We start from the raw sequence: 26,139 nt of genomic DNA on the forward strand, positions 1-26,139 counted from the left end.
CGCGCCTATCAGCCGACGTGGAGTCGGGGTTGATGGTGGGGACCTCCCTGGGTGGGCCGCCGTAGCGGCGCGGATGGATGAGGCTGGGTGGCTTGCCTCCATGGCGATCGCTCCTTGCGTTTCGGTCGTGCGGAAATTCACCGGATGGTTCCCGTGCCCCGGCAGCAGCGGCAGCGCCGCTTGCGTCCGGTGCGGGTGATGCGGTGGCGCTCGCCCTTGCAGATGGGGCAGCGCACGCGGTGCATGGCCATGGGCCTGTCCCCTTCTAGGTGTGGGTGAAGCCGGAGAGGACCCAGTTCACGACGCCCATCACGGCCCAGCCGATCGGGGTCAGCGCGGTGTAGAAGCCGAACAGGCCGATCATCACGGCCTCCCACGCGTTCACATCGCGCGAGCGGACCAGCAGCACGCTGATGATTCCGAAGACCACCACCAGCGGCATGGCAGCCGAGGCACTCACGTGAGCTCACCTCCTCCCGCTGTTTCCAGGGCACGGGCCACGCCAGGCAGTTCGGGCGTCAGGTCGCCGTGCTTTGCGGCGGTCTGTTTGGCCTCTTCGGTAGTGGTCAGGTGGGAGCGGGCACGGCCCCAGCCGCCGTCAGCACCCGTGCACACCGCGACGCCCTGTTCTTCCGGGGTGATCGACTGGGCCACCGCTACGGCGTCCTTGTTGAGGTCACCGAGGGCCATTTCCGCCGTGCCGGGGTCGTTGACCCGGTGGCAGATCCGCCCGGATAGCTGCGCGCGCAGGGCGGTGACGCCAGGGCCCAGGTCGGAGCCGACCCGCTGACCGGCGACCACCAGATGCACCCCGAGGGCTGCACCGAGCTGCGCGAGCCGGAGCAGGTAGGTGGAGCAGCGCTCCGCCTCCGCCTTGCCCTCTCGCGTGCTGTCCGACAGGTACAGCTCGGCCAGCTCGTCGACGAGGACCACGATCGGGACCGGCCGCAACTTCTCCGGCAGCTCCCAGATGGAGCGGGCACCGGCCAGACGGCAGGCCTGCATCCGTTCCTGCGTCTCGACCACCAGCGCACCCAGCACCGCCACCGCCTCACGACGACAGGTAGTCAGCGCCGACAGCCGGGCACCGAACAGGCCCAGTTCCATGCCGCCCTTACAGTCGATCCCCACCAGCGCGACCCGCTGCGGAGCGAGCTGCGCGACCAGACGGGCGAGGAGGGTGGACTTCCCCGACTGTGTCGCGCCCACGATCAGCCAGTGCGGAACCCGGCGAAGGTTCATAACCCACGCGCCACCGGACTCCAACACCCCGACCAGGGCCGAGAGGAGCGCCGTCGGAGCGGTCGCCAGGCCCGGCCGCTGAAGCGGATCAGCGGCCGTTGCGACCAGCAGCACCGTCCCCCGCTCCGGAGACGTCACCCGCACCGCATGCACCCGCCAGGCGTGCGCGAGCGCATCGGCTGCCGCGATGAACGGCCCCGGCGTCTGCCCCGGATGCAACCGCACCACCAGGGACAGCCCGTTGCGCGTCGCCCGGGGAAAGGAAACCCGCGGTGCGATGGGCCGCAGCGGCTCACCCTTGACCGCCAGGCCGCCGAGCATGGCCCTGTTCGGCCGGTGCGATACCGCAAGGTCGTTGAGCTGTGCGACCTTGCGCCAGGTGATCAGCACCCGGCCAGCGGTCACCGGGTATCCGGTGAGGTACCAGAACCACGCCGGGTGGCGTTCCCGCAGCGCGGACCCGGCGACCAGCAGCCAGGCCAGCGCGGCGAGAGTTAACGCGAGCAGGGTCGGCCCCATCAGGCACCACCAGTCTTGCTGCCACCGGTGATCGGAGCGTTCGCCGACCCGGCCGGTACGGGGGTGACGGCAGCGGCGCGGAAGCTGATCCCGTGCCGGTCGCCCATCGCCCAGGCGAAGGCTTCCAGGCCAGTCACCTTCACCGGCTGGCCCTCGACGACACCTTTCGGCTCCCCGGTCACCGAGATCTCGATAACGGAAATCCGGCGCCCTTCCTGCCGCACGGTCACGGCCACGGTGTAGATCGTGTTGCCGTCCCGGTCCTTCTTGACCTCCTTGCTCTCGAAGTCCGCGATCTTCGGTTCCGGCTTGACCACGCACATCAGCGCGCCCAGCCGGGATGTGTCCACAGGTATGGACTGCATGTGTTGTCGGCCTCCCTGGCCATCAGACGCCAATCCTTCTAACGTCACTCGTCCTTACGAGTGACGACTATGCGCCCCTGGTGCCGCGAGAGTCAAGCACTTATGCTGACGAGTGATGTGAGAGGTCTGGACGACATACAACAGAGGAGGATCCCGGCATGGGAGAGATCCAACGGCCCGGAGCGCTGTACCAGCAGGTCGCCGCCGCCATCCGCGAAGCGATCACATCCGGCGAGTTCCCGCCCGGAGCCCCACTCCCCTCCGAGACCCAGCTCATCGAGCGCTATAAGGTCTCCCGCCCCACCGTGCGCAATGCCGTTGCTGCCCTCCGCTCGGAAGGGCTCATCGAGGTCATCCACGGCAAAGGATCATTCGTCCGCGCCAGCTCCACACCCGTGGTCACCATCGAGCGCACCATCAGCCGCAACGGCTCAGGCCGCTTCACCACCAACACCGGCATCGAGTGGGAGCAGGAGCAGGGACCGGCCGTCTACCGCACCGAGACCACCGCCACCATCGGCCCCCTTCTCCAACTCGCCGAGGGTGAAGCGCTCTTCGGCTGCGACCGGCTACTGACCGACCCTGACACCGGAACCCGGCTGCTCCACCGCACCCTGATCCCATTCGCCACGGCCGAGGACACACAGCTCGCCGACGCCCCCGACACCGGACCCACGGCGATCTTTGACCTCCTCGCCAAGACCGGACACAAGCTGTGGTGGTCCGAGACCGTCCGAGCCCGCATGCCGCTCCCCGACGAACGCACCACCCTGGAGCTCCCCGACGCCACCCCCGTCATCCACACCCTGCGGATCACCCACGGCAACGACGACGCCCCACTGATCCTCGAAGAGTTGCGCGCCAGCGGCGACCGCGCCCAACTCTCCTACCGCATCACCGTCGAGAGCCCGCGCCGGCTGCGAACACTGAACTAAATTGGCGCGAGCACCACCCAGACGTCACCATGGGGAGTCCTCGTTGTCTGAGAACAGTCCTGCCCCTAGCGCGCCAGTGCCCGAATCGGATGGCCCCGCCGCCAAGGAGCCAGATCCACGCTCATTCTGGAAAACCCAGGGACTCCTCGGTGTCATCACCGCGGTGTTAGCCATCGTCGGGACCGTCACCGGTGTACTGCTTGTCAACGACGAAGGGCCTCAGCCACCACCCGATTCAACACACGCCACTAAGGCTCCTCCCTCAAGCGGCAGCGGACATTCACTAGGGTCAGCCTGGGGTCAAGCGTCGATCACCCTCTCACCATCGTCCGGACCTCCAGGCACAAGGTTCTTCGTGATCGGTAAGGGCTTCACCGGCTCCCTTCGTGATGATCTCTTCAGAGTGCGGATTGACGACGTCATCCCAGGGCTCGATTCTCAAGTCGCCTACGCGGACAAAGAAGGAAACTTCCGCATATTGCTGCAAGTCTCATCAGAAGCTGAACCCGGACAGTACCCTGTGACAGCCGAGGATGACCGCGACAACGTAATGGCATTGGCCAATTTCCGCGTGACCTGAACCTCGGCAAGCCAACCCGAATCGCCGAACGCAAAGACAGCCCGGCTACCGGGCGAGTGATTCCCTGACGTCTCCTTCAGGCCGTACGAAACTGGCGAGTCCCTCCCATGCCAGCCGTCCATGCGCCCTCGAAGGCGTTGAGCGCGTGATAGTCCGATCTGTCGAAAGCTGTCTTTACTTACTCAAGGGCGCGCCTTGCGGCGCGCCGGGCGGCCGGGCCGCCCCGGCCGGGCTGCGGCGTGGCCGCCGGTCCCGTCCGGGCGCCTACCGCCCACGCACCCAGCGGCCCGAGCGTCGACGAGGGCGACCAACTGGCCATCACGGGTCGAGACGTTGTGGCTGGGGTCGACGGCCTCCGAGGCTTTAGGCAGCCACCATGGGGCGAGCCTCCAAGAGCAGGGGGCCCATCGGCCGTAAACGCGGGCAGGGCAGGTGCCCGCCCGATTCGCCGCGCCAGCGTAGGGCCCCCTGCTCTCTCGCCCCATGGCAGCTCCCGCCCAAAGCCTCTACGGCCGGCGACGTGCTCACCTGACGCCACACGGCACCGCGCGCCCACATCAGCCCGCCCTGCGCCACGCCGCTGAGTCCCGCACCAGAGCCGCTATGCCTCTCAGCATCGCCGCCGACAGCCGCAGATGAACCACCCCGGACCCATCAACGTCAGCCGCCGCACGCGCCCGTACTCCGGTCTCTCCGGTCACATCCATGCCCGCCGCCGTCAGCGCTGCTGCGAGCTCGGCCGCCGCATCCTTGGCATCCCGCCAGCCCGTGACGTAATCCACCCCGCGCACCCACAGCAATGCATCAGGGTCCAATGCTTCGCTCTCGAAATCCCGTTCTCCTGGGTTGTGCACGCTGAAGTCCCTTCCCTGTCTGGGTGGTTGATCTGTGGCGTTGTCCGGCTGCATCGCGTCAGCGAACGACGACAGCCCCGGTACCATCGGCACCGGGGTTCTCCCAGAGGACTCCCGCCGGACCACCCCGCTTGCTGCCAGGCGGAGGGGTGGTCCGGTCTTCGTATGCGGTTGTGATGCGTGACCCTGACCCGAAACGGTCGCCATGGGTTGGTCTCTGAGCGGCCCGGCCCCCGGTGGCGGGGGAGCGGTCGAGAAGCCGGGCCGCAGGCAGCGCAGAGACGTTGCGCCGCCTCTCCCGAGCGCGGTGTCAACCAGCAGGCCAAGGCGGAGCAAGAACACCCCGCCCGGGCCTATACGCGCTCCAAGGGAGTTGGAAGGGCGGGAACTGCCGCTGCCGTCACTCACGGCAGCCCCCGCCCAGCTCTACGGCGGATGCGGACTAAGTGACGCCTCTCGGTGCTTTCTGATCGCCCGATACAGGCCACCCGGGCTCACGCCGAACCGCGCCGCGATCTCCTCATGCCCCACTCCACTGGACCTCAGCTCGGCGTACTCGACCACCCGCTCAGCGTTCACTGCCACTCCATGCAGCCGCACCCTGACGCCGTGCGCTGCCAGCAGCGACAGCACCCGTGCCCGGGTGAGCCCGTACCGCCCGGTGACCCAGAGCCGTTCACCGCCACTCACCGGACACTCCCTATGGCCGCCCGGAGGAAACTGGTCGTGATCGCCCGAAAACCCGTGTGCCCCGTCCGGCCCGCATGCCGCAGACACCACATCTCCGGCTGCTCTTTGCCCTCGGCAGCTCCCGACTCCTCCCCGCACGTCGTGCACTCCGCCACGTAGATCGGTCCGCTTCCGGAGACGTCCACGCCCAAGGACCAGTCCGCGAACCGCATCACCGAACGAGATGCCATCACCGCACCTCCCGAACAGCACGCTGCCCGCCGCGATCCACGGACAGCACGTCCGCCGCATGCACCCGCAGCGCAGGCCCGGACTTGAAGATCAACACCACGATCGGGCCACCCGCCGCGAACCGGCTTGACCGGACGTTCTTGACCTCCCGCCACCGGCCCTTGTCACACACCAAGTCCCCACGCCGCACCCGCAACGCCACAACACGCACACCGCTCATCACACATCACCATTCGCACCTGGAGCCCTTCACCACGGCTCGCACCAACGGGTGACCTCCCTGCTGTGGCAGGGGAACCAGCGAGCTGGGAGGCCACCCAACCGCCCGGAACCTTCCTGGCCCCCGAGCAGTCCCCCGGATCCGTCACCCATCCCTCTACTGCGAGGGGCCCGGGCTGCCTATGACGGATCCGGAGCTTCTCGACACCGTCAGGAGCACGACCGTCCACCGAGGTCAAAGCGACAGAAGACGCTCTTGCCTCCCGACTCGCGGGGGGCCCACCACACCGCATCGGCAAGGCTCTGGACGATGAACAACCCACGCCCGCTGTCCGGTAGCAACACCTCCGGCAGCACCCCAGAAAGGTCGGGGTCATAGAACTCACCGAAGGGCAGGGTCGGCGGAGTGGAATCCTCGTCCCCGACTTCCACGAAAAACCACTTCGGCCAGGCCCGAAAGGCGATGGCGACACGACGCGCCCCACCGGGCCTCGCAAGCCAGCGATCCGGTACTGCGTGATGTACGGCGTTGCCGACCAGCTCAGACACGCACAACAGCACGTCGTCGGCTGCGAGTGTCACCTCCCAGTCCCGCAGCACATCCACAGCCATCCGGCGCGCGACATGGGCCGAGTCGGGGGAGTCCGCGAGCAATGTGACCGCTCGGAAGTGCTCGGCGGTCGAGCCGGCTGAAGTCTCCAAGGTGGCAAGGTGCTCCGATTGCATCGGTAGCTCCTGCATCTCGTGCGACGCCATCGCCGTCCCCTTCCTCCACCGGCAGAGTGGCGCTCCGCCGTCGTGTGATGACCAGTCAATGGCGCAATCCACGTAACCGGCAGCGTTCACAAGGGGGTTCGCGTACACACCGGGGGTTCACGGAATCGCTCGGAGGGTTCGCCCATGAACCCCCCACCTCACCAGGTGCTGTGACACGATGAACACCGGAAGTCATCTCGGGATGGCAGGGGAGCATGAGCAGGGAGCCGAACCACCGGCTGGCCGCTCTCATGGCCGAAGCTGGCGCATCGAACAAGGGTCTTGCGAAGCGCATCCGCGAGGGGGCTGCGCGGCATGGCGCACACGTAGGCACAACGCATGTCTCCGTACAGCGATGGCTTGACGGCGGCGGTATCCAGTCGCAGACAGCATCATTCGTAGCCGAAGCACTGAGCGCCAAGCTGCGACGAAGAATCACACCGGCGGATATCGGATTCGCCTCCGCACCACCACCACCCGCAGCACTCGGCGCCAGCTACGCCGCATCGCTGCCCGACTCGCTGAACCTGCTCGACGAACTTGCACAACACAGCCTCGACGACGGACAGCCCTCCGAAATCCTCTTACCTGACGGAGAAGTTGACTCAGCCGTCCTCTCATGGCTCGTCTCCCGCCCCGACGGGCTGCCAGTCGACGCGCCAGCATCACGCCGGGTCGGCATGCGAGATGTGGCCGCCATTCGTACGGCAGGCCAGATGTTCATGCGGCTCGACTTCCTGTACGGCGGCGGCCATGGACATAAGGCACTGCGGCATTACTTCCGGCAAGAGGTCCTGCCACTGCTGAACGGCAGCTATAGCGCCAAGGTGGGGAACGCCCTGTTCGGTGCGGCGGCGGAGATCTCCCAGCTTCTCGGCTGGACGGCGTACGACACGGGAAACCACGCGTTGGCAAATCGGTACCTGCTCTCGACTCTCCGCCTGACGAAGGTCGTTGACAGCCGCATGATGGGTGCGCGGATCCTGAGCAACATGAGTCACCAGGCCAATTACCTGGGTCAGGTTTCCCGCGCCACACGGCTTGCCCGTGCCTCAGCCGAGGGAGGCAGAGGACATGCGACGCCGCGCGCCATGTCCCTGTTCGCTGCTCACGAAGCCCGGGCTCTGTCCTCCGCCCAGGACTACAGGGGTGCGGCCCGCGCGATGAACGAAGCGGAAAAGTTCCTGGAGCAGGCGGATACCGCACAGGATCCGGATTGGCTCTCCTACATGGACGAGGCCGAGCTTGTGGGAGAGTTCTGCCACTGCTTCCGTGATCTAAAGCGAGGCCCGGAGTCCGTCCGTTTCGCTGAGCGTGCCGTGGCTCTCACCGATCCGCAGTACGCGCGCACGCTAGGGTTCTGTCGCATGGTTCTCGCACAGAGTCAGCTACTGAATGGCGAGCTGGAAGCCGCCGTCACAACGGCCGGCTTGGCTGTCGAGGGTGGAGACGCACTCCAGTCCGCCCGCTTTCAACGCTACGTTGCCGACTTCCAGAGGGAAGTCTCTGTGCACGCTGAGAATTCCGCCGTCCAACATCTCAACGAGCAGATACGCGCCGCGATGGCCCAGCTGGACGACGAGTAGCCCGGATCAGCCCGGGCTCCAGTTGCGTGGCGCGTCATCGTCGCGCAACGAGGCGATACGCCGGGCGTACTCCTGGGCAACTTCGGGGCTCTCGGCAATGTTCTGCATCAGCCATGTGGTCATCTTGAACTCCTGGATCGCTCGCAGTGTGGCGAAGCCAGGCCAGTCCCGCAGATCGCGACCGTATGCACCTACGAATTCCGCGTACTGCTCCGTCGTCTGCCAACCCAGGCTGTCATGCTCCGTAGCGGTGACCATGAGGTCCCACTCCGGATGATCGAAACAGAAGTTCTCGAAGTCGATCAAGACCACCTGACCACGCTGGTCAATCATGAGGTTCTGCACATGGGCATCTCCATGGACAGGGCCCTTCGTGGAATCGAAGCGCAGTTCCCCCAGCCGGTCACGAAGCTCACGCCCACGCTTCCGGAGAAACTCCCGATCGTCCTCCGGTATCCCGTCCGCCTTGTCGATGCGCAGATCGCTTCGACCGAAGACGGAGTAGGGAGGCAGGCCCAGCCCAGCTGGGAGGGTCAAGGAGTGGAGGGCTCGCAGAACCGTCCCCAGTTCTTCATACGTCGCCTGTCGATCACCTTCGTCGATCAGGTGCCAGAAGGTCACCGGATGGCCATCCACGATCATGGGCTGTTCCAAGTCGTCCAGAACGCGGGCCGCCGGGAACCCCTCATGCGCCAGCCACCGCGAGACATCCACCTCGCCCCGGACCGATGGCAGGTACTCCGGTGATCTGGCAATGCGGACGATCACCGGATGCGCTTCCAGACGGAACAGCGCGTTCTCCCCCAAGCGGATCAGAGTCGCCCCATCGCTGGCGAACCCGGCGGCTCGGCACGCCGCCGACATCAGCCGCTCAGCCCTGGCCGACGTGAACCCCTCTTCCGCTGCCCGACCCCTGTCAGACGGCATGCCGGTACCAACTCCCCTAGTACGCGAAACAGCAGCCGCGCGCTACTTAGGCAGTTAGCGGCGCGCAGCAGTCACACAGACGGTACCCATGGAAGAGGTCGCCGACGAGGCCGGGACGTGGCCACGAGCCAGCTGACCCACCGGTGCCGAGGGGCCCAGCATCAGCCAGGCCCCTTCGCTTCGTGCTTGGCTGCCAGGGGCAGTGAGTCAACGGCACGTAGCTGAAGGTTGCCTGCTGTCCGCCCGCAGCAGTCAGCTCCCCTCGCCAGAGCTCAGCACCCACTCAGCACAAGGACCATGATCACTGGCAAACAACGACAACGAACGGCAAGATCACAAAGGCATCGAGTGGCGCCCACCTGCTTGTTTGCCAAGCTCAGAAATGATCTGCTAAGCGGCCAGCGAAATGTACTCCACGTTCATGACGTGCAGGTTCTTCACGTCCAGGGCGTATCCCAAGCCGCCTGCGACGAAGAGTCCGCCGCGGGCTATGGAGAGGATGATGTCCGGCTCGTAGCCGTCGTCGGCGACGCTCTGCGCCAGCTCGCGCACGGCCTGCCCGAAGAGCGGATAGGTCAGATTCTCGCGCTCGCCACTCACTGTCGTCTCCAGCGTCTCAGACCTGCGTGCGATGGAAATTCATGAAGGAGCGGGAGGGCGTCGGTCCGCGCTGGCCCTGATAGCGGGAGCCGTAGCGAGCGGAGCCGTACGGGTGCTCGGCGGGCGAGCTCAGCCGGAACAGGCACAGCTGGCCGATCTTCATCCCCGGCCAGAGCTTGATCGGCAGCGTGGCGACGTTCGACAGCTCGAGCGTGACGTGCCCGGAGAACCCGGGGTCGATGAAACCGGCGGTCGAGTGTGTCAGCAGGCCGAGCCTGCCCAGGGAGCTCTTCCCCTCCAGCCGCGAGGCAAGGTCGTCGGGGAGGCTGACGACCTCGTACGTCGAGGCGAGCACGAACTCGCCGGGGTGAAGAATGAACGCCTCGTCGCCGTCCGGTTCCACGAGCCGCGTGAGATCGCTCTGCTCGACCGCGGGATCGATGTGGGGGTACCGGTGGTTCTCGAACACCCGGAAGTAGCGGTCCAGCCGCACGTCGATGCTCGACGGCTGCACCATGGTGGGGTCGTACGGATCGATCCGCACCCGACCGGCGTCGATCTCGGTCCGGATGTCCTTGTCAGAGAGAAGCACGGAGCGAAGGGTACGCGGCCCGCGCGGGCCCGGCCCAATCGGGCCGGGCCCGCGCGCCGCAGGCTGCTTTCCGCCGGGGCTGACGTTGCTAACGCTTCTGCGCCGCGATCTGCGTCGGTGCCGGCCCCGGGACCGGGACCGGCACCGGAACGGCGTGCCGCAACCGGGCGCACCGGGGACAGCGCAGGAGCCGTCCGGGTCCGAGGCGGTCGGTGCCGAGGTTCTGCAGCGGGAACGTCGCGGTGCTGAACAGGTGCCCTTCGGCACAACGAACGACAGTGTGCTCCATCGAGTCCCTTCCCCAAGAGCGTGCACGAACAAATGCCACATTAGGGGATGACTCGGTCCCCACTCCACGCGCCGCTCCGCACCACCACCGTACGCCCCAACTCCCCGCCCCCACACCCGCATCCCCTTCGCCGGGCACCGCCCGACCACCGACCCGAGGACGTGCGCGGGCATTGACCCGAGCACCGGCCCGAACGCCACTCCGAGCAGCACCCCAGCACCACGCCGAGCAGCACGAAGGCCCCACGGCGAATAACACCGGGGGCCAACGATGGGGTACAGTGTGCGACGGTGAGAGCCCCGCAATGGGCCCTCCGCGCGGGTGTAGTTTAATGGTAGAACATGAGCTTCCCAAGCTCAGAGCGCGAGTTCGATTCTCGTCACCCGCTCCAAGGAAAAAGGCCCAGGCCAGGGACATGATCCCCGACCTGGGCCATTGTGTTGTCTAGACCGATTCAGGCGTCGCGCACCACCTGCGCACCACCTGCCCCCTCTTCGGGCCGGTCAGAGGGCTTCTTCCGGGCGGCTCGGACCATCTTGTCCAGCCCGCGCGCGACCTCCTTCTGACGCTCACGGTCCGAGTGTTGGTAGATGAGCGCCGCCTTCTCGGAGGACAGGCCAGCACGCACCATCGTGTCCTTGAGCGTGGCGCCGGACCTCGTGGACAGGGTGTGTCCGGTGTGACGAAGGTCGTAGAACCGGAAACCGTCCGGCATGCCGACCTTGGCCCGAGCCTTCCGCCACTTCCGCCCGAAGGATGACCGGCGAAAGGGGGCGCCTTTCTCCCCCACGAATAAGAGACCATCCGGCCCTTTCCCCTTTTCCGCGTACCAGTCGAGATGGCGCCGCAGATCCTTGTGCAGGAAGGCAGGCAGAACTACGTACCGCTTGCCTGCCTCGGACTTCGTGTCTCCCACGACCCGCTCACCGGTGTTGAGCTCTGGCGCAGCCCGCCGGACCTGCACTGTCATGGCGTCCAGGTCCACATCCTTCCGGCGGAGCTCTGCCTGCTCCTCCGGCCGCATCGGTCCGTACGCGCCGAGGTAGACCATCAGCCGCCAGCGCGGACCGACCGCGTCCGCAAGCGCGTCGACCTGCCCAACTGTGGCAATTTCCCGTTCAGCTGAGGATTCCTTGCCTGCACCTCTGATCCGGCACGGGTTCCTGCGGATCAGTTCATCGTCGGTCGCTGTCTCCATGATGGCTTTCAGCAGCCGGTACGACTTGGCCACGGTCGTGGCGGCACCCGTGGCCGCGAGCCGTGCGGCTCGCCACTCACGGACCTTGGGCGGGGTGATCTGATCCAGGTCGTACCGCTCGAAGGTGGGCAAGATGTGCAACCGAAGTAGGCGCCGGTACAGCTCATCCGTAGTCGGAGCGACGCCACGTTCGGGAACCCACTTCAGGGCGTACTCCTTGAAGTTGACCGCACCCCCATCCGGATCACGCCAGTCTCGACGGCTAATGTCCGCTTCAACCTGCGACAGCCAAACCTCTGCCTCGGCCCTGGTGTCGAAAGCTCCGGGCGCCCTCCGCCGTTGTCCGGCAGGGTCGATGTAGGAAGCAGTCCAGCGCACGGCGCGGGCGCGCGCCGCCTTGCGGCGCGGCCTGCCTCCTGTCTTCGCCCCGGCTGGCCGCGCCCGGCGGCGCGCTGGTGGCTGCGGGCATGAAGTGGGAAACACCCTCTGTGGCTGGGGCGGTCGGCTCCACGGCTTTAGGCAGCCACTTTGGCGCGAGCCTCGAAGATCACGGCCCCAACGTCGTGCTTTACCGGGCAGGTCCACAGACTGCCCGACGCGCCGGAAGCTTACGGGGCCATAATCACTCGCGCCAAAGCAGCTCCAGCCCAAAGCCGCTCCGCCGACCTAAACTGCCCACGTGATGAGCCGATTCCCCCTGCTTCCGAATCCCTTCATCGTCCGGAGCGGCTTTCCGCACCAGCCTTGACAAAGGACTCCAACCCGCTACGCGGGTGCAAATAGACGTACCGATTTGCGGCAAGAACCTGCACAGCATTCAGCTCGTCCACCAGGGCCTTGGGAACCTGAAGACTCCGATTCTGCGGACCAAGGGCTAGCAGGTGGTGCGGGTCAAGTGGCAACACAACCGTGTGCGCATCCCCGAAGGCCATACCATACTCAGTGCCCTTCTCATCCCTCCGCAGAGTAATCGCGGGAGTGTCACTAATGAGGAATTGACCCTCCTGAGGCGTGATGATCTCTAGCTGCCAACTGTCCGCCTTGGCCCGGATCTTCTGGAACATTTCTTCGATGCTAACCCGAAACAGCTTTCCGCTGGCGTGCTCCTGAGCGGGGACAGAGCTCTCGATCATCCGATCAGCGAACACTCCCAATACCTGCGACCCTGCCAGGTGAAGCCCGGTCTCACGCAGAGCCTCTGTGCGTAGCTGTTCCGCGTAGTTCCGCAGTAGCCCGCTCCGCACGTCGTCACGAGCCTTCACGAAAGAATTGCGGTAAACGTAACGGTAACGGTGAGAGCGAACGAGGTGCAGTGTGGCGAGGTCCCGCAGAATACCAGCGTGCTGGGGATCCTCGAAAGGAGTTCCTGCATCAACGGCAGCGAACGCTTCCGGTACCCGCTGCTCGATCTGCCGCCACAGGTCCTCAGCGGAGGCCGAATCGAACGACACGAAGTCTTCAACCCAGCCGCACGCACGGGGACTCTTCAGCTTGTGGTGGCGCTCCGGGTAGTCAAGATCAAACGGAACGAGCTGCCAACCACTGCTCCTAGCTCCGGGCATTGCGAACCGTTTGAGTAGCACCTGAGAAACGAGGTGCTGCCGCGACACCCGCTGAACCTCACTCATGGACTAATAGTGCCAACGATCATCAAGCTGGGCACAGTATCTACTGGCTTCAAGAAAGTGATCAAGGGTGTGATTCCGGATCGAACACGTCCGTCCCGATCGCAGATCGCGAAGAGAGGAACAGCTCGCGTGCACGTCACGGCCGCCGACGATCAGTTGTGGCTGTGCAGGAGCCATCACCCGTCCGCGAGACGGCCGGCCCGTGGCCGCGCGGCTGGAACACGCCACCACGGGAGCCCCTGGCTCCAGCACTCCCGCCCGTGCACTTGCATCGCGACAGGCGCTCTTGTGCCTGCCTGCATCCGCATCTACGGTCGATCTGCTCAAGCAGTGCTGTGCCGTTGGGGGGAAACGTGCATCTTGACTTCAGTGCCTTAGTGCGCGAGCTGGGGACGCCTTCCAAGCTTATTGTCAGCTCGAAGCCGGAACTGGCAGAAGAGGTCGAAAAGGAAGCCCGGGAGCGCGTTGCTCCGAAACGCGGTGCTTCCTACCTCTACCGGAAGCCGGTGTATGCAATTCCGTCCAACTTATTTGCCGGGATCGAATCCAGCCCGGCAGAGGTGCTGCGCGAATTAGGGTTGGCCACCACATTCGTTACGGCTTCGCCTTTCGCCGACATAGCACGCCACTGGGCGCATGTACGATACTGCGCCACTCTCAGGAGCAATAGAAAACAGGTCTTGGCCCTGACTCAGGCGGGCTCCGATATAGTGCACCACCACAAAGTGGCACAGTCGGAACAGCTCGGCATTGGCTTAGCCCTGGTGGTAGCCAAGCGAATCCTTGAACGGAAATACCCCGGGTGGCTGTTTTCGAGCGTTGATGTGGATGTGGCACTCGCAACCGGCTTCGTTGAAGGAGTAGGCCTAGTCCGGCAGAAGAACAGGGCAACAATGCGCCCAGATTATTTCTTGGTCGGCCGCCGTGCCGAAGGCGGAAACTCAGGGTGCAAGGTGTACGTATTGGAGTGCAAGGGCACTCACGGGAGTGCGTACCATTCGAAGCGGCAGTTGGCCACAGCTTCTCTTCAAGTAGGTTCAATTGAGGTAGGGGCTCGAACCTTGCCGAGCCTCATGGTTGCCTCTCGTCTGTCCACGACAGGCGTCTCCATCGACGTACTCGACCCGCCTGGAGATGACGACCTATGGGACGGGGAATCTGAAGAGTTCGATGCATTGCTATCCGAGGATCCTGGTCCCCGGCAGTGGAGGTCGGGCAAGCCCACCTTCGAACAGTTCTATGCACGGCAGCGCGAGTTTCTTGGAGCCGGAGAATTTCAGCCCAGTGAAGCAGAATTAGAGGCCGCGCACACCGAGTACGAGGCAAGCGTGGGTGAACTTCCTGTCATCTTCCAGGTACCTGAGGATGGCAAGAAATGGCTATTCCGCATCCTGGCAAGAAATGCGGCTCACTCTGTTCTACGGTTCGCGGGCGACAACACTTCTGCATCGCAATTCGCCTCACCAAGAACCGCAGACCTTCAGCGCTTGCCCTTAGACGACCCAGCCCCGGATTGGCAGACGTTTACAGTTAGTTCCGAGTCCAACATTGATTCACACCGGTTCGTTGGCGTCAAGTATTCCATGCCGCTCCCCAACGGCGCATCTCTCGAAATCTTCAAAGGGGTCGAAAAGGGGATGTACGAAAGTCTTCGCGAAGGGAGAGTCAGCGCCTACGTGCGGAGAGCTCACCAACTTCGCGGTTCGTGGGCGTCAGTTGCCACCGGAGCAGGTACGAACGGCCCCCGGCACCAGGCCGTCTCGGTCGGAAGCGACGGAACCGGTCTGCGGATCCGTGTGGTGTAACGGGCTGAGCGTCCCAGAATCGGCGGGCAGCGGCTGACATCAACGGCGGCGCACGCTAGGGCGTCCGGCGTTCACGGTCCACCTGGCGGCTGTGCGAGCGCATCCCGGATGAGTGTCAAACTGCGTGACAACGCCGACGCACACCGGCGGACCACCGCGCACTCCTTCGCACCGTCAAAGCAGATGAGCGGCACCCGGCCCAAGGTCGAGCGCCCGCCCGAGTTGCTTCGGGACGAAGAGGTCCTGGGTTCACATCCCGCCACGACAGGTGGTTCATACCAACCGCGACGAAGGTGCCGGCGGTCGCTCGACTGCGGGTCGTACCGTGGCATAGCGAGTGCTGAGCGTGTTCAAGGGGCGGTAAGAATTCCGGAAATCTCCTTCTGGTACCGCTTCAATCGCTCGTACGTTGCAATTACATCGCTTTGGAAATCTCGCGGCCAACCCGTTCTGGAATGCCATCGGTAAGGCACCCCATCTTCCTTCCAGCGAAGATGGCTGACATGCCAAGAGTTATGGTGATCCAAAAATTGCAAATAGGATGCAGGCATTCGCGATGCGTCAATTAGGTGAGCCTTTGTGGACAAGAGAGTCTGGATGGCACGGTTCCGGGGCATGAAGTCGTTATCGACCCAAAATAGCCATGGTTGCAGGTTGTCAGGTTCGATCTGTTCGTTCACGAAGACGGCATGACCGCCGACCGTCTGTGTGAAGTCGCTAAAGGAGGATTCGCCCTCATGCATCAGAAAAAGCAGCGGTCCATACAATTCTTCCAATTGACGCTCAACATGAGTCAATGCCGCTTGATGCCTTGCTCTCTTTCGCTCTGCCCGTCCAGATAAAGCGTGATTCACTAGCCAACCGACCGCCGAGACGGATCCCGCAATGACCGCCACCGTGATTGTGCTATCCAAATTTGACACCTCATATGAATTAATCTGCTCGCTTACCCGGCAAGCAGCTCCACCGTTACTGAGAGGAAGATGTCCAACTACCGATGGGTAGACACACTGGCCTTCAGGGCGACCGTTCATGCAGGTGGCGGTGGAACACTCGGGTTGACATCCATCACTGACATCAACAACCGCGCAACGGCAGCCCCAGACGGCCTTCAACAACCGTCCCTCCGCAGCATCGGTCTGTCTGTCCGCCCCCTCGACCGAACTCCTAAAGCAGTGGTCAGCTCGCTGTTCTGTACAGCAGCGAAGTACAGCAACCACGGCGACCCCGGCCGACTGGCATTAATCGCAGGACCACTGACGACCAGCCGAGCAGACCTCACCGGCCGCCCCGCCGGTAGTTCGCATCGAGGGGATCGGCCGTGCCACAACCGCGCCAGATCGGGCGGGAAGTCACGGGGATCTGCGGATGCCGGCAGCGCACACCGCCTGGATCCGTCGAAATCTGGATGCCGCAGCTCAGGCCCCAACTCGCCCCGCCTCACTCCTTGAAGCGGCGCTTCCCCGCTCCGTTCATGGCAAGACGGTGAAGCCGGTGGGCTGGAAGGCGGAGTCACGCCGGACGCGGCCCCGCGGGCGCGGGCATGGAAGCGGACCGCTCTGCCGACGACCAGCACTGACCTGCCCCGGAACTCCAGCCCCCTACACCAAGTGCTCCCGAGCAAAGGTGATAGCGCCGCAGGCGAGTGTCAGCTACCGGAATCTTGAACATTCATACTCTCGATGCCAGCGCCCCAGGTAAAGTGCATCACCTCACACTGCTTAGTGGCGTCCGTGCTCTCCGCCCCTGAGGCCGAAGACACCACCACGAAGTAGCAGACGAACCTCAGACTCTTGGGGGAGTGCATGGGACGTGCCAAGCAGGACTGGATGGAAGCCCATGACCGAGGTTGGTACTCAAGTGGAGACAAGAGGGTGTGCGAGCAGTGCGTTGATGAGCCCTTCCTTGCGAGCAAGGTAAAAGAGGCATCCTCGCCTGAGAAGACATGTAGCTTCTGTGATGAAAGCCCCGCTGCCGAACTAGACATCCTTATTGAAGCATTCATGCGTGGAGTCACACTCCGATACGAAGATGCAGATAACGAACACCGCTACGACTCAGAAACAGGCGAGTACCTAGGCAATACCTTCGACACATCGGACCTAGTCACCTGGGAATACGGGCATATCTTCGTTGGCCCAGAACTCCTAGAGGCCGTGTGCGACTCCATCATTGAGAGAACATGGACCGACAATGATTACTGGTATTACTCGCCAAGTGAAGCACTCGGCGCTGGCTGGGAGCGGTTCCGCGAAGCCGTAATGTACGAATCTCGATACGTATTCTGGCTACGCAAGGACTGGCAAGACCAGGGTTACGACGCGGACGGTGTTCATCCAGCCAAGGTTATGCAAGCCCTGAGCGAGTACGCAGATAAGCACAGCCTGTACCACACCCATGAGGTAGGCGAAACTTTCTGGCGAGCCCGTACACATACGGACGCTGAAGTTTCTTGGGGAGCGAAGGATCTGGGGACAGCCGGGCGAGAACACGCGAAGCAAGCGAACCGCATGAGTCCTGCTGGCATCCCTATGTTCTACGGTGCCGCAGACAAAGACACTGCGGTGAGGGAGAGCCTCGTGCGAACCTCCGACACCCACGTCAGCGTTGCCGCCTTCCAGGGAACACAGCGTTTCACTGTAGTCGACCTGACTGGCAGCAAGCTCCCCCCGATTCCCTCGGAATTCGATGTCGATCGGTTTACAGAGCGACATCGAATCTTGTTCCTCAAAAACTTTGTGAAGGATCTGACTAAACCGATCCGGGAGAGCTACGAACAGATCGACTACGTGCCCACACAAATCTTGGTGGAGTACCTCCTGAAAGTGCACGAACGGGAGGAAGGCAGCGTGGACGGGCTGATGTACACCTCTGCCGTGACAGGCAAGACCTGCGTCGTGCTCGACGTACCCAACAAGCGATGCATCGACCGGGATGACCAGATCGAGCGCTTCGCAGATGACAAGCTCCATTTGAAGATGGACGCTGCGTCGATGACCACGTTCAAGATTAAGCGAGAGTACGAGCCGTTGCCACCTGCCAACGACAACCCGTTCGAGTAGGTGGATGATTTTCGGGGGGAAATATGAGTTCGTCCACAAGCGCTCTAGTCATTGCCATCTTGGGTATCACGGGCACGCTCGCTTCGGCACTCCTCACCCAACGCAGTGCCAACAACACCAAAATACGAGAACTTGAACGGGCCGACCAGCAGTGCCGAGAAGAGCGGGCGTACCAAGCCGAGCAAGCAGCTATCGAGAGCCGACGTGCCTGCTACGTCGCGCTCAACATCGCCGCCCGTTTATATCAGACGGCGCTGACTAACTATCTTGTCGCCATTCGTGCTGGTGCCATAACTGATGAGATACGTACCGATGTCGACGTAATGCGGCGAGATCACAGGGCGCGTCACGCTGAAGCTCAAATGATGCTACCTGGCACCGTGCTGGAAACGGCCGGTGCTGTCAACGGAAATCTCGGACAGTTCTACGGAATACTAAAAGAGGTTGACCTTGGCGCTGCCACCTCAAACGAAATATTGGAGGAGGCTGAAGCTCGACGCGTAAAATCTTGGGATCTCTTAGGTGAGATGCGCGCCAGCATGCGACGCGATCTTGGGATAGATCCGTAGAAGGCGTCAGCGCCTGGATCGAAGCGTGAAGGGAAATAATATTGACCTGGCACGACATTGGCACTGCGGACGCCATCAAGCTCGGGGCCTCGGCCGCCGGCGTATGGGGGGTTCCTCGTCACCACCGCTACGGCATTGGTCAGGTCCCTGATCCTCACAGCCCACCCCTGGTCTCGTCTGGTGCCGAGAGCCTATGCAACGGCACTGACACTGGTACCGCGCTGGACAAGGCCTTGCCTGTCCACCGCGATACCTCCAGGCCATGGACCATTTGTGTACGGGGCACATGCAACAGGGCAGTTGCAGCTCCCTGATCAGGAAGAACGCCGCGATGCACAACGGCCTCCGGAGCCGTGTGCGCAGGTTCGAATCCCGCCTTCCGTCCCGCTGGATGACTCCAGTGGGAGCCTGCCTTGTGGAAGACCGCGAAACAGGATGAACGAGCCCGTGCAGAGTTGGGGCTCAGCCACCGGACCCCGCATCCCACCGAATGGGAGCGGGGCCCGGTATGAAACTGGCGGCGAATCAGGGAAGTCGCCGCCCCATTTTCGCCGATTGCCGGTTGTACCCCTTGGTGTCCCACCACTCTTCAATATGGGCACGGACCATGTGTACGAGTAGCTTGAGTCGTTCCGGATCGGGAGCGGCGGAAGCGAGCACATCCACGCAGGACTTGTCATCCCACAGCAGAGTGAATTCCCAGCGCTCGTCCATGTGTCCCTTCCGGCCCACAGTGAGACGGTACGTCAACGTGACGTTTCGGTTGGGATGATGTTCGGCCGACAGGTCAGAGACGTCGAATCGAACCTGACCGTCACCAGTGGTGTATGAGCGAGCCAGAGCCTGCTCAGCCGGAGTCCGCGCCACCATGTACACCCATCTCCCTTTCGCCTCATCTTGGGGGAACGATCATTACATGATCGCTAGCACCTGCCGGCAAGCGTGTTGACCCGGTACGCAGTAAGGACGTCGTTGGGTCCGGCCGGGGTGCCGAGGATGGTGCGGAACACCTCGCGCCTCGGGCACGAGGTGGCCCAGGTGGAGTAGCCACCACGACCGTTGCGAACGCCACTTCCGATTGCGTGGGTTATGTTCCTGTCCATGGTTCTGTTCCAGTTGTGGCGCCTGTGAATGTGCTTCCAACCCCACCTCTTCGTACCGCAGCGCAGCACAAACCGGGCGGGCCCCCGGTAATACTCCCGGACGATGTAGTTGGACGAATGACGCCGGCACGTTTCGCCAATGCTTCGGGCGGAGACTCCCGCGGGGCTGCTGACGGAGACTCCCGCGGATGTGGTCTCAGCGTAAGCTGAAGCAGATGACGGGACTGCCAGCGCCGTCGCGAGGACGGCGGTGGCCAGAGTTGCTTTTATGGTGCAAGTTACGTTGAAACGCAAGAGATCTTCCCCCTTGGTTCAGAGCCCCATGGTCGTTGAAGGCTCGCCTATTTGGCCCTCTTCTCAGGCCATGTGAGCATCCGACCAAGAGGTCCTATGCGCGGTCAAAGGGTTAACGCGCGAGTCGTTCTGACTTTTCATCAACGTCAAGGTTGGCTGACTTTGGTCCTTCCGTTATTGCCGCGGGGTTACTAAGACCGCTGGAAGGCTGGCCTCGGCTGCCGGGGAGGCGCCGGCAGGGGAGCCGTGCGTGCGACTCCGCGCATGCAGCAGGGCCCGTTTCATCCGAAGCACCCACGGTCGCCCTTGGTGCAGAGGATCGGGTGGAAGGAGCAGCCCTCGTAGACGTCCCTCACGCGGATGCCCGCCGGATTGCGGGGTCTATGGCCTCATTCATGTGGCCCAACCTGCCATGACGGACCCCGCAAGCGCTGCTGATTCCCGCGGTCACCCTCTGGACGTGCCAGATCCGTGCCAGATCGGTCGGTAAACCACGGTCAACGACGGGTCCGACATCCGGCCGAACATCCTGGCGTGAGAACCAACACCGCAGCTCAGGCCGCACGAACGACTCCTCGCCCCTCGTGATTCCCAAGCTCAGAGCGCGAGTTCGATTCTCGTCACCCGCTCCACGACAAAGGCCCAGGTCAGCGACCCGGGCCTTGTGTGTTTTCTAGACATACATCTAGAGCGTCCATAGGCGACCGCCGCACCACAAGCGCACCAGATCGAGTCGTAAATCAGCACAACGGAAGGGGCGGCGCCGGAATCCTCGGGTGCCGCCCCTTGCCGGCTGTCTGTCTACGTGCTCATGAGCCCGACATGGCGTCCCCGAACATGGGGTCGTCCCCCGAGTTCCCGATGCCCACGGACAACGCACCGAAGCTCACCGCGCCGGTGGTCGAAACGCCTCCGGTGGAGCCGCGCAGGACCCATACGGCGCCGTCGTCGCTGTTCTCGCCGCCCGCGCCCACCGACAGATCGGCGCGGCCGTCCTTGTTGTGGTCGGCGAGGTGGATGGCGTCGCCGAACAGGTCCGACGACTCGTTGGCGCCCGGGACACCCGAGGTGCCCTGGTTGAAGGACTGGGCGCGGGTCCCCGTCAGGCCGGAAGCGCCACCGCGCAGCACCCAGACGTTCCCTGCGTGGGTCGCGGAGCCGATGGTCTCGAAGTTCGCGCCGACGGCGAGGTCCGGGTAGCCGTCGCCGTTGACGTCGCCCGCGGCGAGTGTGCCACCGAACGAGTCGTCGGACTCGTCCGCTCCCGGCACACCCGTGGTGTCCTGGCTGAAGACGGCGCAGCGAGTGGTGTCGACGCCCGCCGTACCGCCGTAGAACACGGTGGCGTAGCCGCCCTTCGCCGTCTGGTCCGTGACGGAGACGAAGTCGGAGCCGACGACCAGGTCGTCGTGCCCGTCGCGGTCGAAGTCGGCCACGGTGAGCGCGCCCGCGTACCCCGTGCCCACCTCGGTCTGCAGCGTGGGCCCGGTCGAGGCGCCCCGGTAGACGAAGTTGCCCGCGGAGGACCCCACCACCACGTCATCCGCCCCGTCGTTGTCGAAGTCCCCGGCGGCCAGCTGGACGGCGCCCTTGGGGTACGCGCCGGACTCGATCTGCGCGTCGAAGCGCAGCTTCCCGGCCGCGCCGCCGGACTTGGTGAAGCCGTCCTTGAAGATCCACACGTCCTTGCCAGTGGAACCGACCGCCAGATCGGCCTTCCCGTCACCGGTGAAGTCGCCGACCGCGAGGGACTGGCCAAACCGGTCGTGGCCCGACGCGTTCGGGTCGCTGATCGTCGTGCCGCCTGACAGGCCGGACGAGCCGCCCCACAGGATCGTGACCGAACCGCCGTCGACATCGTCGCTGACGTCCTCCAGCGGTGTGCCCACGACGAGATCGCCGTAGCCGTCGTTGTTGAGGTCGCCGTGCGCGAGTTCGGTGCCGAAGCGGTCGGAGGTCTCCGAGGCGCCCGGCACGCCGGAGGAACTCTGCGATGTGGTCTTACGGCGCGCGGCACTGATACCGCTCGACGAGCCGTAGTTGACGACCACGGCGCCCGCCTTCGCCTTCCCGCCCGCGACAGCACCCGGGGCGCCGGTCGCCAGATCGCGGTAGCCGTCACCGTTGAAGTCGTCGGCGAGGCCCGACGCGGCGGCACTCGCGCCGCCGGGCAGGGTGATGAGCAGGCCACCGGCCAGGACGGCCGCGACGACGGTGGCGCCCAAGACGACGGGACGCCGGGAGCGCTTGTGATGGGGCCGGGCCATGGGTTCCTCTCCAGGACATACGTGCGGACTCAGAGACGACCTCTGGTGAGCCTGAAGGGTTGTACGGGAAAGGGGAGGCAGCAGTACAGCAGCGAAGTACAGGAACCGCGTGAACCGCAGGTGACCTTCCCTAACCTCTGACAACCCTCTGATCGCTGCTGGGCCGTCTGTGGGGCGTGCGAGGCTGGTCAACAGTGCCCAACAACGACCAATGACAGCCACTCGGCTGCCCGACAGTGGCGGGTCTGAGCTGTGGAAACGCAGGTCGCAGAGAACACTGGTCAGACCCAGGGCAAGAAGTAACCCTAGGTTGGATCCTTTTACTGAGCCGACAAGTTGTGCCACTCGTGACCGCATCCGCTGGCGCAGTGCAGTGCCCGCCTGCGGGTGTCCGCGATGCTGAAGAGGGCGACGAGCAGGCGAAATGACTTGGTGAGTTCATAGGCCGGGAGGTCTTCCATCCCGAAGCGCCACTTGGTGAGCATCACCGCAGGGGCGTGGATGGGGCGGATTCCAGAGCGCGCGATGCTCTCCGGAACGTCGTCATCGCGAGCACGGGCCTGCCCGCAGAACAGCACCAGCGCGTGCAAGGCCTTGCGCTGGTCATCCTCCGGCAGGCTCTCGAACCACTCGACACCCTCAGCCGTGGATCTGAGCCCTTGTGCGAGTTCGGGGATCACCTCGTGTGCGTACAACACAGCCTCCCACCCCCACGCGACCAGGCCGACGGTACGCCCACGACTGCCTGCGAGCAGCACCGTTTTGCTTGTTCCACCTGCACGTCCGTGCCCGATCCGTGCCCGACAGGTCGGTAAGCCATGGTCAACAGCGGCTGCCAGGAGGTGCTGTGCGGTTCGCCCGGGTGCCCGTCGACGCTGGTCAGAGCCCCAACGGCCGGTAGAAGCACGGTGATTCCCAAGCTCAGAGCGCGAGTTCGATTCTCGTCACCCGCTCCACACAAAAGCCCCAGGCCAGCGGCCCGGGGTAAAGCGGGTGTCGCAGGTTCGAATCCCGCCGGGGACACCAGGTCTGACCAGCGCGTTCGTCCCTGTGGGGCGGGCGCGCTGTTCGTCGTGGCCATGGCATTGACCATGAATAGGTTCCGAAGTCATGGCGACCAAGACATCCAGGCGACGTCAGCGCGGCGACATCCGCCCCCACGGGGCGGCTTCCAGATCCGCGTCTACGCGGGGCGGCAATGATCGAGCCACGGCCAACGGCAAGGCGCCCGCCGCGCGCCCCTGGATGACGCTCCAGGGACGCGCGGCGGGCCGACGGATGGCTCGGGGCGATCAGCTCTTCTGCGAACCCGGCCTCGTCTCCTGTGCGGCGGCAGGTTCCTCGCCCGCCTTGTCGACCACAGCGTGCTCGATTTCGGCCCTGCTGGACATCAGGGTGCCGTGCTTGCCGTACTGGCTGTCCTTGATGAGGTAGCTGCGCGAGCCGAGGAACGTGAGGTCGTCCTTGTCGAAGACCCATTCGGTGCGGGTGCCGAAGGTGGTGTCGTCGCGGGCGATGCCGACGCCGCGACGGCCGATGGCGTCATGCGCGTCGGGGGCTTCGTCGACCCCGGGGATCTTCGCCGCAGCCTGATAGAGGGCGGCGGCCGTACGGGGCGGCATCACGCCCCCGATGAGGTCGCCGACCCGCTCGAACACCGCCTGGTCGCGTTCCTGACCGTCCACCTTGGGCGTCTTGGCGTACAGGTACGTCAGCATCTCGTCGGAGTCGGTGGGCAAGGAGGCGAGCCAGCGGTAGGTGGGCCTGCTGATGCCTGCCGGTGTGCCGTTGGTGTCGCCGAGTTCGGCGTTGATGGGCAGGGTTTCACCGTCGACCCGGGTGAGGCCGGGCTTGTGCAGCGGGCCCTGCTGCTGCGAGGCCCAGGTCTCGTGCTCCTTGAGCGGCCCGACCACGGCCTTGCCGCTGGTCAGATCCGCCTCTCGGATCTTGGCCCGGGTGTAGGTGAACTGGTCGTCCCTGACCGACGGGGTGTCCCCCTTGAGCGCGACATCGGAGATCTGGTCGAGCAGTGCCGCGGCGGGCCGCATGTCGTTGGCACCGTGTGGCTGCGACCCAGCGGTGGAAGGCCGCCCGTCGTCTCCGGTGAAGGCGACGCCCACGGCGAGTATGCCGCCCAGGCCCAGCGCCGTCACCGGCAGCAGGAGCGCGGGCCGTAGCAACCGCCGGGCCGGGCGGGCGCTTTGGGTGGCCTGGTCACGGTCGATGTGTTGCATCAGCAGTTCCTTGTGATAGAGGTGCTGCTCGTGCGGAAGGTCCCACTCGGCCGGGGCCGGCAGCAGCCCGGCGAGGTCATCGACGTCGGAGTGCCGGGGGTGGGACGGGGGGATGTCATTGCGGTTCATACGGTTTCCTCCCGCACGGGCAGGGCCGCGAGCGCGGCTTCACCAGTCATCTCTCCGCGAGACCTGGGCGGTTCCTGATTTTCGTTCCCTTTGTTGAGTTCATTCTTCTTGTGCTGTTCGTTCTGTTCGTCGACGAGCCGGGCGAGTTTCGCGCGGGCACGCGAGAGGCGCGAGCGCACGGTGCCCACGGGAACGCCCAGGGCGTTGGCGGTCTGCTGGTAGTCCAGGCCCGCCCACACGCACAGCGACAGGACCTCCCGCTCCTGGCGCCGCAACCGGACAAGAGCACCCTGGACGGCCTGCAGGCGCCGTGCGTCGTCAATGCGTCCGGCCACCTCGGGGGCGAAGTCGGCGACGACGGCCGGTTGCCGCTGGCGGGCCAGGAAGGCGAGCCGGCGGCGCAGTCCGCGCCGGGCGTTCTCTGCCTTGTTGGTGGCGATCCCCAAGAGCCAGGGAACGAGAGAACCGCCGTCGACCTCCAGCCGTTCCCGGACCTTCCAGGCGGTCAGGAACGTCTCCGACATGATCTCTTCCGCTGTCGACCAGTCGCCGGTGAGCCGCAGCGCATGGTTGTAGACGGTGCGGGCGCACCGCTCGTACAACTCGGTGAATGCGTCGCGCTCCCCTGCCCGGACCCGTCGGCGCAGGTCGTTTTCTGAGTCCCTCACAGTCGATACCTCTCCGCCGGCTCAGAGAGGTTCCTGTGACGTGCGCCATGGTCGCCCCGGGGACGGCCGTTTCGAGCCGATGAAAGGTTCCTCTGAGTAACGACGAAACGGTCGTCATCATGATCACGGTGGTAGCTGTTTTGCTTTGTATTTGTCCTGTCTCGCTGAAGATTGAGCAGTCTCATCGAGCCTTGATGAGGGGGGTGACGTGGGTGAACGCTAAGGGTGGCGGCCGGTGATGGCCACAATCCGGTCGAGGAGCGGGCGTCGGTGGGGACCTCAACGGCCGGACCCCACAGGCCATCGACGGGGCGCGTTGTCGATCATCTGGTTGCCGGGGGCGTCGTAGTACGGCGCCCAGGTTCGGTACACGTCGCCGGTACTGATGGCGTCGGGCGTCGCGGTCACGCCCTCGGCTTCGGCGAGGCCAGGATCTTCGAGCAGGGCGCGGGTCTCGGCGATTCGGGCTCGACGTATGCCCGATCGGCAGTTCGTTCCCTGAAGCCCCGTAGCGGGGCTAGCTGTTCTGTCCGGGGAGGTTGTGGACGGTGAGGCAGGTCTCGGCTGCGGGATCTTGAACGGGTGAGGGCCTTCCGGGTTCGGTGTGGATTGCGACGTCTACACCGACCGAAAGGCCCTCGTGCCCCACCGTAATGCACCCCTGACCGAGACCGGACGGCTGCGTCTGGCCCGCTGCGTTGTCGAGGACGGCTGGCCCCTGCGACGGGCCGCCGAACGCTTCCAGGTCTCGCCGACCACAGCCCAGCGATGGGCTGACCGCTACCGGGCCTTCGGCC

25 protein-coding genes, 2 tRNA genes and 1 pseudogene are annotated in these 26,139 nt (G+C 64.5%); 9 read left to right on the forward strand and 19 right to left on the reverse strand.

Going from position 1 to position 26,139, the window contains the following annotated elements:
* Positions 1 to 265: 265 nt before the first annotated feature.
* Genes ABZW18_RS25900 through ABZW18_RS25910 form a run of 3 tightly spaced genes read right to left on the reverse strand, consistent with a single transcriptional unit; the run spans position 266 to position 2,126 of the window.
* Entirely contained in the window at positions 266 to 460 is a 195-nt protein-coding gene (locus tag ABZW18_RS25900) for a hypothetical protein (protein WP_356191655.1), read from the reverse strand.
* On the reverse strand, positions 457 to 1,761 hold the full coding sequence (locus ABZW18_RS25905) for an FtsK/SpoIIIE domain-containing protein (RefSeq protein WP_356191599.1): 1,305 nt from the start codon (positions 1,759 to 1,761) through the stop codon (positions 457 to 459). The genes ABZW18_RS25900 and ABZW18_RS25905 overlap by 4 nt, the downstream gene beginning before the upstream one ends.
* A complete protein-coding gene (locus ABZW18_RS25910) occupies positions 1,761 to 2,126 on the reverse strand; it encodes a hypothetical protein (RefSeq protein ID WP_356191601.1) in 366 nt (121 codons plus the stop codon). Before ABZW18_RS25910 ends, ABZW18_RS25905 begins: the two co-directional genes overlap by 1 nt.
* 158 nt (positions 2,127 to 2,284) lie before the next feature.
* On the opposite strand from ABZW18_RS25910, the gene ABZW18_RS25915 reads away from it, so the two are divergent.
* Both ABZW18_RS25915 and ABZW18_RS25920 read left to right on the forward strand, forming a co-directional pair.
* Positions 2,285 to 3,061, forward strand: coding sequence for a GntR family transcriptional regulator (locus ABZW18_RS25915; RefSeq protein WP_356191603.1), 777 nt, complete (start codon positions 2,285 to 2,287; stop codon positions 3,059 to 3,061).
* A 355-nt stretch (positions 3,062 to 3,416) separates the two neighbouring features.
* Positions 3,417 to 3,641, forward strand: a complete 225-nt coding sequence (locus tag ABZW18_RS25920; RefSeq protein ID WP_356191605.1) for a hypothetical protein — start codon at positions 3,417 to 3,419, stop codon at positions 3,639 to 3,641.
* A gap of 557 nt (positions 3,642 to 4,198) precedes the next feature.
* Here the strand turns inward: ABZW18_RS25920 and ABZW18_RS25925 are convergent.
* The 4 genes from ABZW18_RS25925 to ABZW18_RS25940 all read right to left on the reverse strand — a co-directional run bounded on the left by ABZW18_RS25925 (position 4,199) and on the right by ABZW18_RS25940 (position 6,391).
* On the reverse strand, positions 4,199 to 4,495 hold the full coding sequence (locus ABZW18_RS25925) for a hypothetical protein (RefSeq protein WP_356191607.1): 297 nt from the start codon (positions 4,493 to 4,495) through the stop codon (positions 4,199 to 4,201).
* Positions 4,496 to 4,921: 426 nt separating this feature from the next.
* Complete coding sequence (locus ABZW18_RS25930; RefSeq protein ID WP_356191609.1) at positions 4,922 to 5,185, reverse strand: hypothetical protein; 264 nt, start codon at positions 5,183 to 5,185, stop codon at positions 4,922 to 4,924.
* Between the two features lie 229 nt (positions 5,186 to 5,414).
* A complete protein-coding gene (locus ABZW18_RS25935; protein WP_356191612.1) occupies positions 5,415 to 5,636 on the reverse strand; it encodes a hypothetical protein in 222 nt (73 codons plus the stop codon).
* A gap of 209 nt (positions 5,637 to 5,845) precedes the next feature.
* Positions 5,846 to 6,391 carry an ATP-binding protein gene (locus ABZW18_RS25940; protein ID WP_356191615.1) on the reverse strand — a complete coding sequence of 182 codons (546 nt, stop codon included), beginning with the start codon at positions 6,389 to 6,391 and terminating at the stop codon, positions 5,846 to 5,848.
* Between the two features lie 215 nt (positions 6,392 to 6,606).
* Here ABZW18_RS25940 and ABZW18_RS25945 point away from each other — a divergent pair, with 215 nt between their 5' ends.
* On the forward strand, positions 6,607 to 7,977 hold the full coding sequence (locus ABZW18_RS25945) for a sporulation protein (RefSeq protein ID WP_356191617.1): 1,371 nt from the start codon (positions 6,607 to 6,609) through the stop codon (positions 7,975 to 7,977).
* A gap of 6 nt (positions 7,978 to 7,983) precedes the next feature.
* Here ABZW18_RS25945 and ABZW18_RS25950 read toward each other — a convergent pair whose 3' ends face one another.
* The 4 genes and pseudogenes from ABZW18_RS25950 to ABZW18_RS25965 all read right to left on the reverse strand — a co-directional run bounded on the left by ABZW18_RS25950 (position 7,984) and on the right by ABZW18_RS25965 (position 10,385).
* A complete protein-coding gene (locus ABZW18_RS25950; RefSeq protein WP_356191618.1) occupies positions 7,984 to 8,904 on the reverse strand; it encodes an aminoglycoside phosphotransferase family protein in 921 nt (306 codons plus the stop codon).
* Positions 8,905 to 9,312: 408 nt separating this feature from the next.
* A pseudogene (locus ABZW18_RS25955) lies at positions 9,313 to 9,504 on the reverse strand (phosphoribosyltransferase family protein); the annotation flags it as partial.
* Positions 9,505 to 9,520: 16 nt separating this feature from the next.
* The gene (gene dcd, locus ABZW18_RS25960; RefSeq protein ID WP_356191621.1) at positions 9,521 to 10,096 is read right to left on the reverse strand and encodes a dCTP deaminase; all 576 of its coding nucleotides are present in this window, start codon (positions 10,094 to 10,096) and stop codon (positions 9,521 to 9,523) included.
* Positions 10,097 to 10,184: 88 nt separating this feature from the next.
* Complete coding sequence (locus tag ABZW18_RS25965; protein ID WP_356191623.1) at positions 10,185 to 10,385, reverse strand: hypothetical protein; 201 nt, start codon at positions 10,383 to 10,385, stop codon at positions 10,185 to 10,187.
* Positions 10,386 to 10,702: 317 nt separating this feature from the next.
* Between ABZW18_RS25965 and ABZW18_RS25970 the strand changes: the two genes are divergently transcribed.
* A tRNA-Gly gene (locus ABZW18_RS25970) sits at positions 10,703 to 10,776 on the forward strand.
* A gap of 63 nt (positions 10,777 to 10,839) precedes the next feature.
* On the opposite strand, the gene ABZW18_RS25975 is transcribed toward ABZW18_RS25970, so the two are convergent.
* Together ABZW18_RS25975 and ABZW18_RS25980 are read right to left on the reverse strand one after the other, a co-directional pair.
* A complete protein-coding gene (locus ABZW18_RS25975; RefSeq protein ID WP_356191626.1) occupies positions 10,840 to 11,961 on the reverse strand; it encodes a tyrosine-type recombinase/integrase in 1,122 nt (373 codons plus the stop codon).
* Between the two features lie 335 nt (positions 11,962 to 12,296).
* A complete protein-coding gene (locus ABZW18_RS25980) occupies positions 12,297 to 13,211 on the reverse strand; it encodes a DUF4238 domain-containing protein (protein ID WP_356191629.1) in 915 nt (304 codons plus the stop codon).
* Between the two features lie 353 nt (positions 13,212 to 13,564).
* On the opposite strand from ABZW18_RS25980, the gene ABZW18_RS25985 reads away from it, so the two are divergent.
* Positions 13,565 to 15,016 (forward strand): hypothetical protein, encoded by a 1,452-nt coding sequence (locus tag ABZW18_RS25985; protein ID WP_356191631.1) that lies wholly within the window; start codon positions 13,565 to 13,567, stop codon positions 15,014 to 15,016.
* 350 nt (positions 15,017 to 15,366) lie between these two features.
* Here the strand turns inward: ABZW18_RS25985 and ABZW18_RS25990 are convergent, their stop codons facing one another.
* Positions 15,367 to 15,930, reverse strand: coding sequence for a hypothetical protein (locus ABZW18_RS25990; protein WP_356191633.1), 564 nt, complete (start codon positions 15,928 to 15,930; stop codon positions 15,367 to 15,369).
* Positions 15,931 to 16,821: 891 nt separating this feature from the next.
* Here ABZW18_RS25990 and ABZW18_RS25995 point away from each other — a divergent pair.
* From ABZW18_RS25995 to ABZW18_RS26005, 3 genes are all read left to right on the forward strand, one after another.
* Positions 16,822 to 18,078, forward strand: a complete 1,257-nt coding sequence (locus ABZW18_RS25995) for a HEPN-associated N-terminal domain-containing protein (RefSeq protein ID WP_356191635.1) — start codon at positions 16,822 to 16,824, stop codon at positions 18,076 to 18,078.
* 23 nt (positions 18,079 to 18,101) lie between these two features.
* Positions 18,102 to 18,647, forward strand: a complete 546-nt coding sequence (locus ABZW18_RS26000) for a hypothetical protein (RefSeq protein ID WP_356191637.1) — start codon at positions 18,102 to 18,104, stop codon at positions 18,645 to 18,647.
* A gap of 293 nt (positions 18,648 to 18,940) precedes the next feature.
* A tRNA-Arg gene (locus ABZW18_RS26005) sits at positions 18,941 to 19,024 on the forward strand.
* A 148-nt stretch (positions 19,025 to 19,172) separates the two neighbouring features.
* Here the strand turns inward: ABZW18_RS26005 and ABZW18_RS26010 are convergent.
* The 5 genes from ABZW18_RS26010 to ABZW18_RS26030 all read right to left on the reverse strand — a co-directional run bounded on the left by ABZW18_RS26010 (position 19,173) and on the right by ABZW18_RS26030 (position 25,321).
* The gene (locus tag ABZW18_RS26010) at positions 19,173 to 19,361 is read right to left on the reverse strand and encodes a hypothetical protein (protein WP_356191640.1); all 189 of its coding nucleotides are present in this window, start codon (positions 19,359 to 19,361) and stop codon (positions 19,173 to 19,175) included.
* A gap of 1,492 nt (positions 19,362 to 20,853) precedes the next feature.
* Complete coding sequence (locus tag ABZW18_RS26015) at positions 20,854 to 22,311, reverse strand: FG-GAP and VCBS repeat-containing protein (RefSeq protein WP_356191643.1); 1,458 nt, start codon at positions 22,309 to 22,311, stop codon at positions 20,854 to 20,856.
* A gap of 320 nt (positions 22,312 to 22,631) precedes the next feature.
* A complete protein-coding gene (locus tag ABZW18_RS26020) occupies positions 22,632 to 23,009 on the reverse strand; it encodes a DUF5958 family protein (RefSeq protein WP_356191645.1) in 378 nt (125 codons plus the stop codon).
* A 594-nt stretch (positions 23,010 to 23,603) separates the two neighbouring features.
* Entirely contained in the window at positions 23,604 to 24,674 is a 1,071-nt protein-coding gene (locus ABZW18_RS26025) for a CU044_5270 family protein (RefSeq protein WP_356191647.1), read from the reverse strand.
* Complete coding sequence (locus ABZW18_RS26030) at positions 24,671 to 25,321, reverse strand: RNA polymerase sigma factor (protein WP_356191650.1); 651 nt, start codon at positions 25,319 to 25,321, stop codon at positions 24,671 to 24,673. The genes ABZW18_RS26025 and ABZW18_RS26030 overlap by 4 nt, the downstream gene beginning before the upstream one ends.
* Positions 25,322 to 25,982: 661 nt before the next feature.
* Between ABZW18_RS26030 and ABZW18_RS26035 the strand changes: the two genes are divergently transcribed.
* A partial coding sequence (locus ABZW18_RS26035; protein ID WP_356191652.1) for a leucine zipper domain-containing protein occupies positions 25,983 to 26,139 on the forward strand: 157 nt, incomplete at its 3' end.

This window comes from Streptomyces sp. NPDC004647 (assembly GCF_040609575.1).
GTDB lineage: Bacteria > Actinomycetota > Actinomycetes > Streptomycetales > Streptomycetaceae > Streptomyces.

Bases quoted from the DNA above. Each gene is read 5' to 3' on its own strand.
- ABZW18_RS25910 (WP_356191601.1), bottom strand. From the start codon at position 2,126: ATGCAGTCCATACCTGTGGACACATCCCGGCTGGGCGCGCTGATGTGC.
- ABZW18_RS25940 (WP_356191615.1), bottom strand. From the start codon at position 6,391: ATGGCGTCGCACGAGATGCAGGAGCTACCGATGCAATCGGAGCACCTT.
- ABZW18_RS25965 (WP_356191623.1), bottom strand. From the start codon at position 10,385: ATGGAGCACACTGTCGTTCGTTGTGCCGAAGGGCACCTGTTCAGCACC.
- ABZW18_RS26010 (WP_356191640.1), bottom strand. From the start codon at position 19,361: ATGGACGAGCGCTGGGAATTCACTCTGCTGTGGGATGACAAGTCCTGC.
- ABZW18_RS25995 (WP_356191635.1), top strand. From the start codon at position 16,822: ATGGGACGTGCCAAGCAGGACTGGATGGAAGCCCATGACCGAGGTTGG.
- ABZW18_RS25980 (WP_356191629.1), bottom strand. From the start codon at position 13,211: ATGAGTGAGGTTCAGCGGGTGTCGCGGCAGCACCTCGTTTCTCAGGTG.
- ABZW18_RS25935 (WP_356191612.1), bottom strand. From the start codon at position 5,636: ATGAGCGGTGTGCGTGTTGTGGCGTTGCGGGTGCGGCGTGGGGACTTG.
- ABZW18_RS26025 (WP_356191647.1), bottom strand. From the start codon at position 24,674: ATGAACCGCAATGACATCCCCCCGTCCCACCCCCGGCACTCCGACGTC.
- ABZW18_RS25915 (WP_356191603.1), top strand. From the start codon at position 2,285: ATGGGAGAGATCCAACGGCCCGGAGCGCTGTACCAGCAGGTCGCCGCC.
- ABZW18_RS26015 (WP_356191643.1), bottom strand. From the start codon at position 22,311: ATGGCCCGGCCCCATCACAAGCGCTCCCGGCGTCCCGTCGTCTTGGGC.
- ABZW18_RS25945 (WP_356191617.1), top strand. From the start codon at position 6,607: ATGAGCAGGGAGCCGAACCACCGGCTGGCCGCTCTCATGGCCGAAGCT.
- ABZW18_RS25950 (WP_356191618.1), bottom strand. From the start codon at position 8,904: ATGCCGTCTGACAGGGGTCGGGCAGCGGAAGAGGGGTTCACGTCGGCC.
- ABZW18_RS26000 (WP_356191637.1), top strand. From the start codon at position 18,102: ATGAGTTCGTCCACAAGCGCTCTAGTCATTGCCATCTTGGGTATCACG.
- ABZW18_RS25905 (WP_356191599.1), bottom strand. From the start codon at position 1,761: ATGGGGCCGACCCTGCTCGCGTTAACTCTCGCCGCGCTGGCCTGGCTG.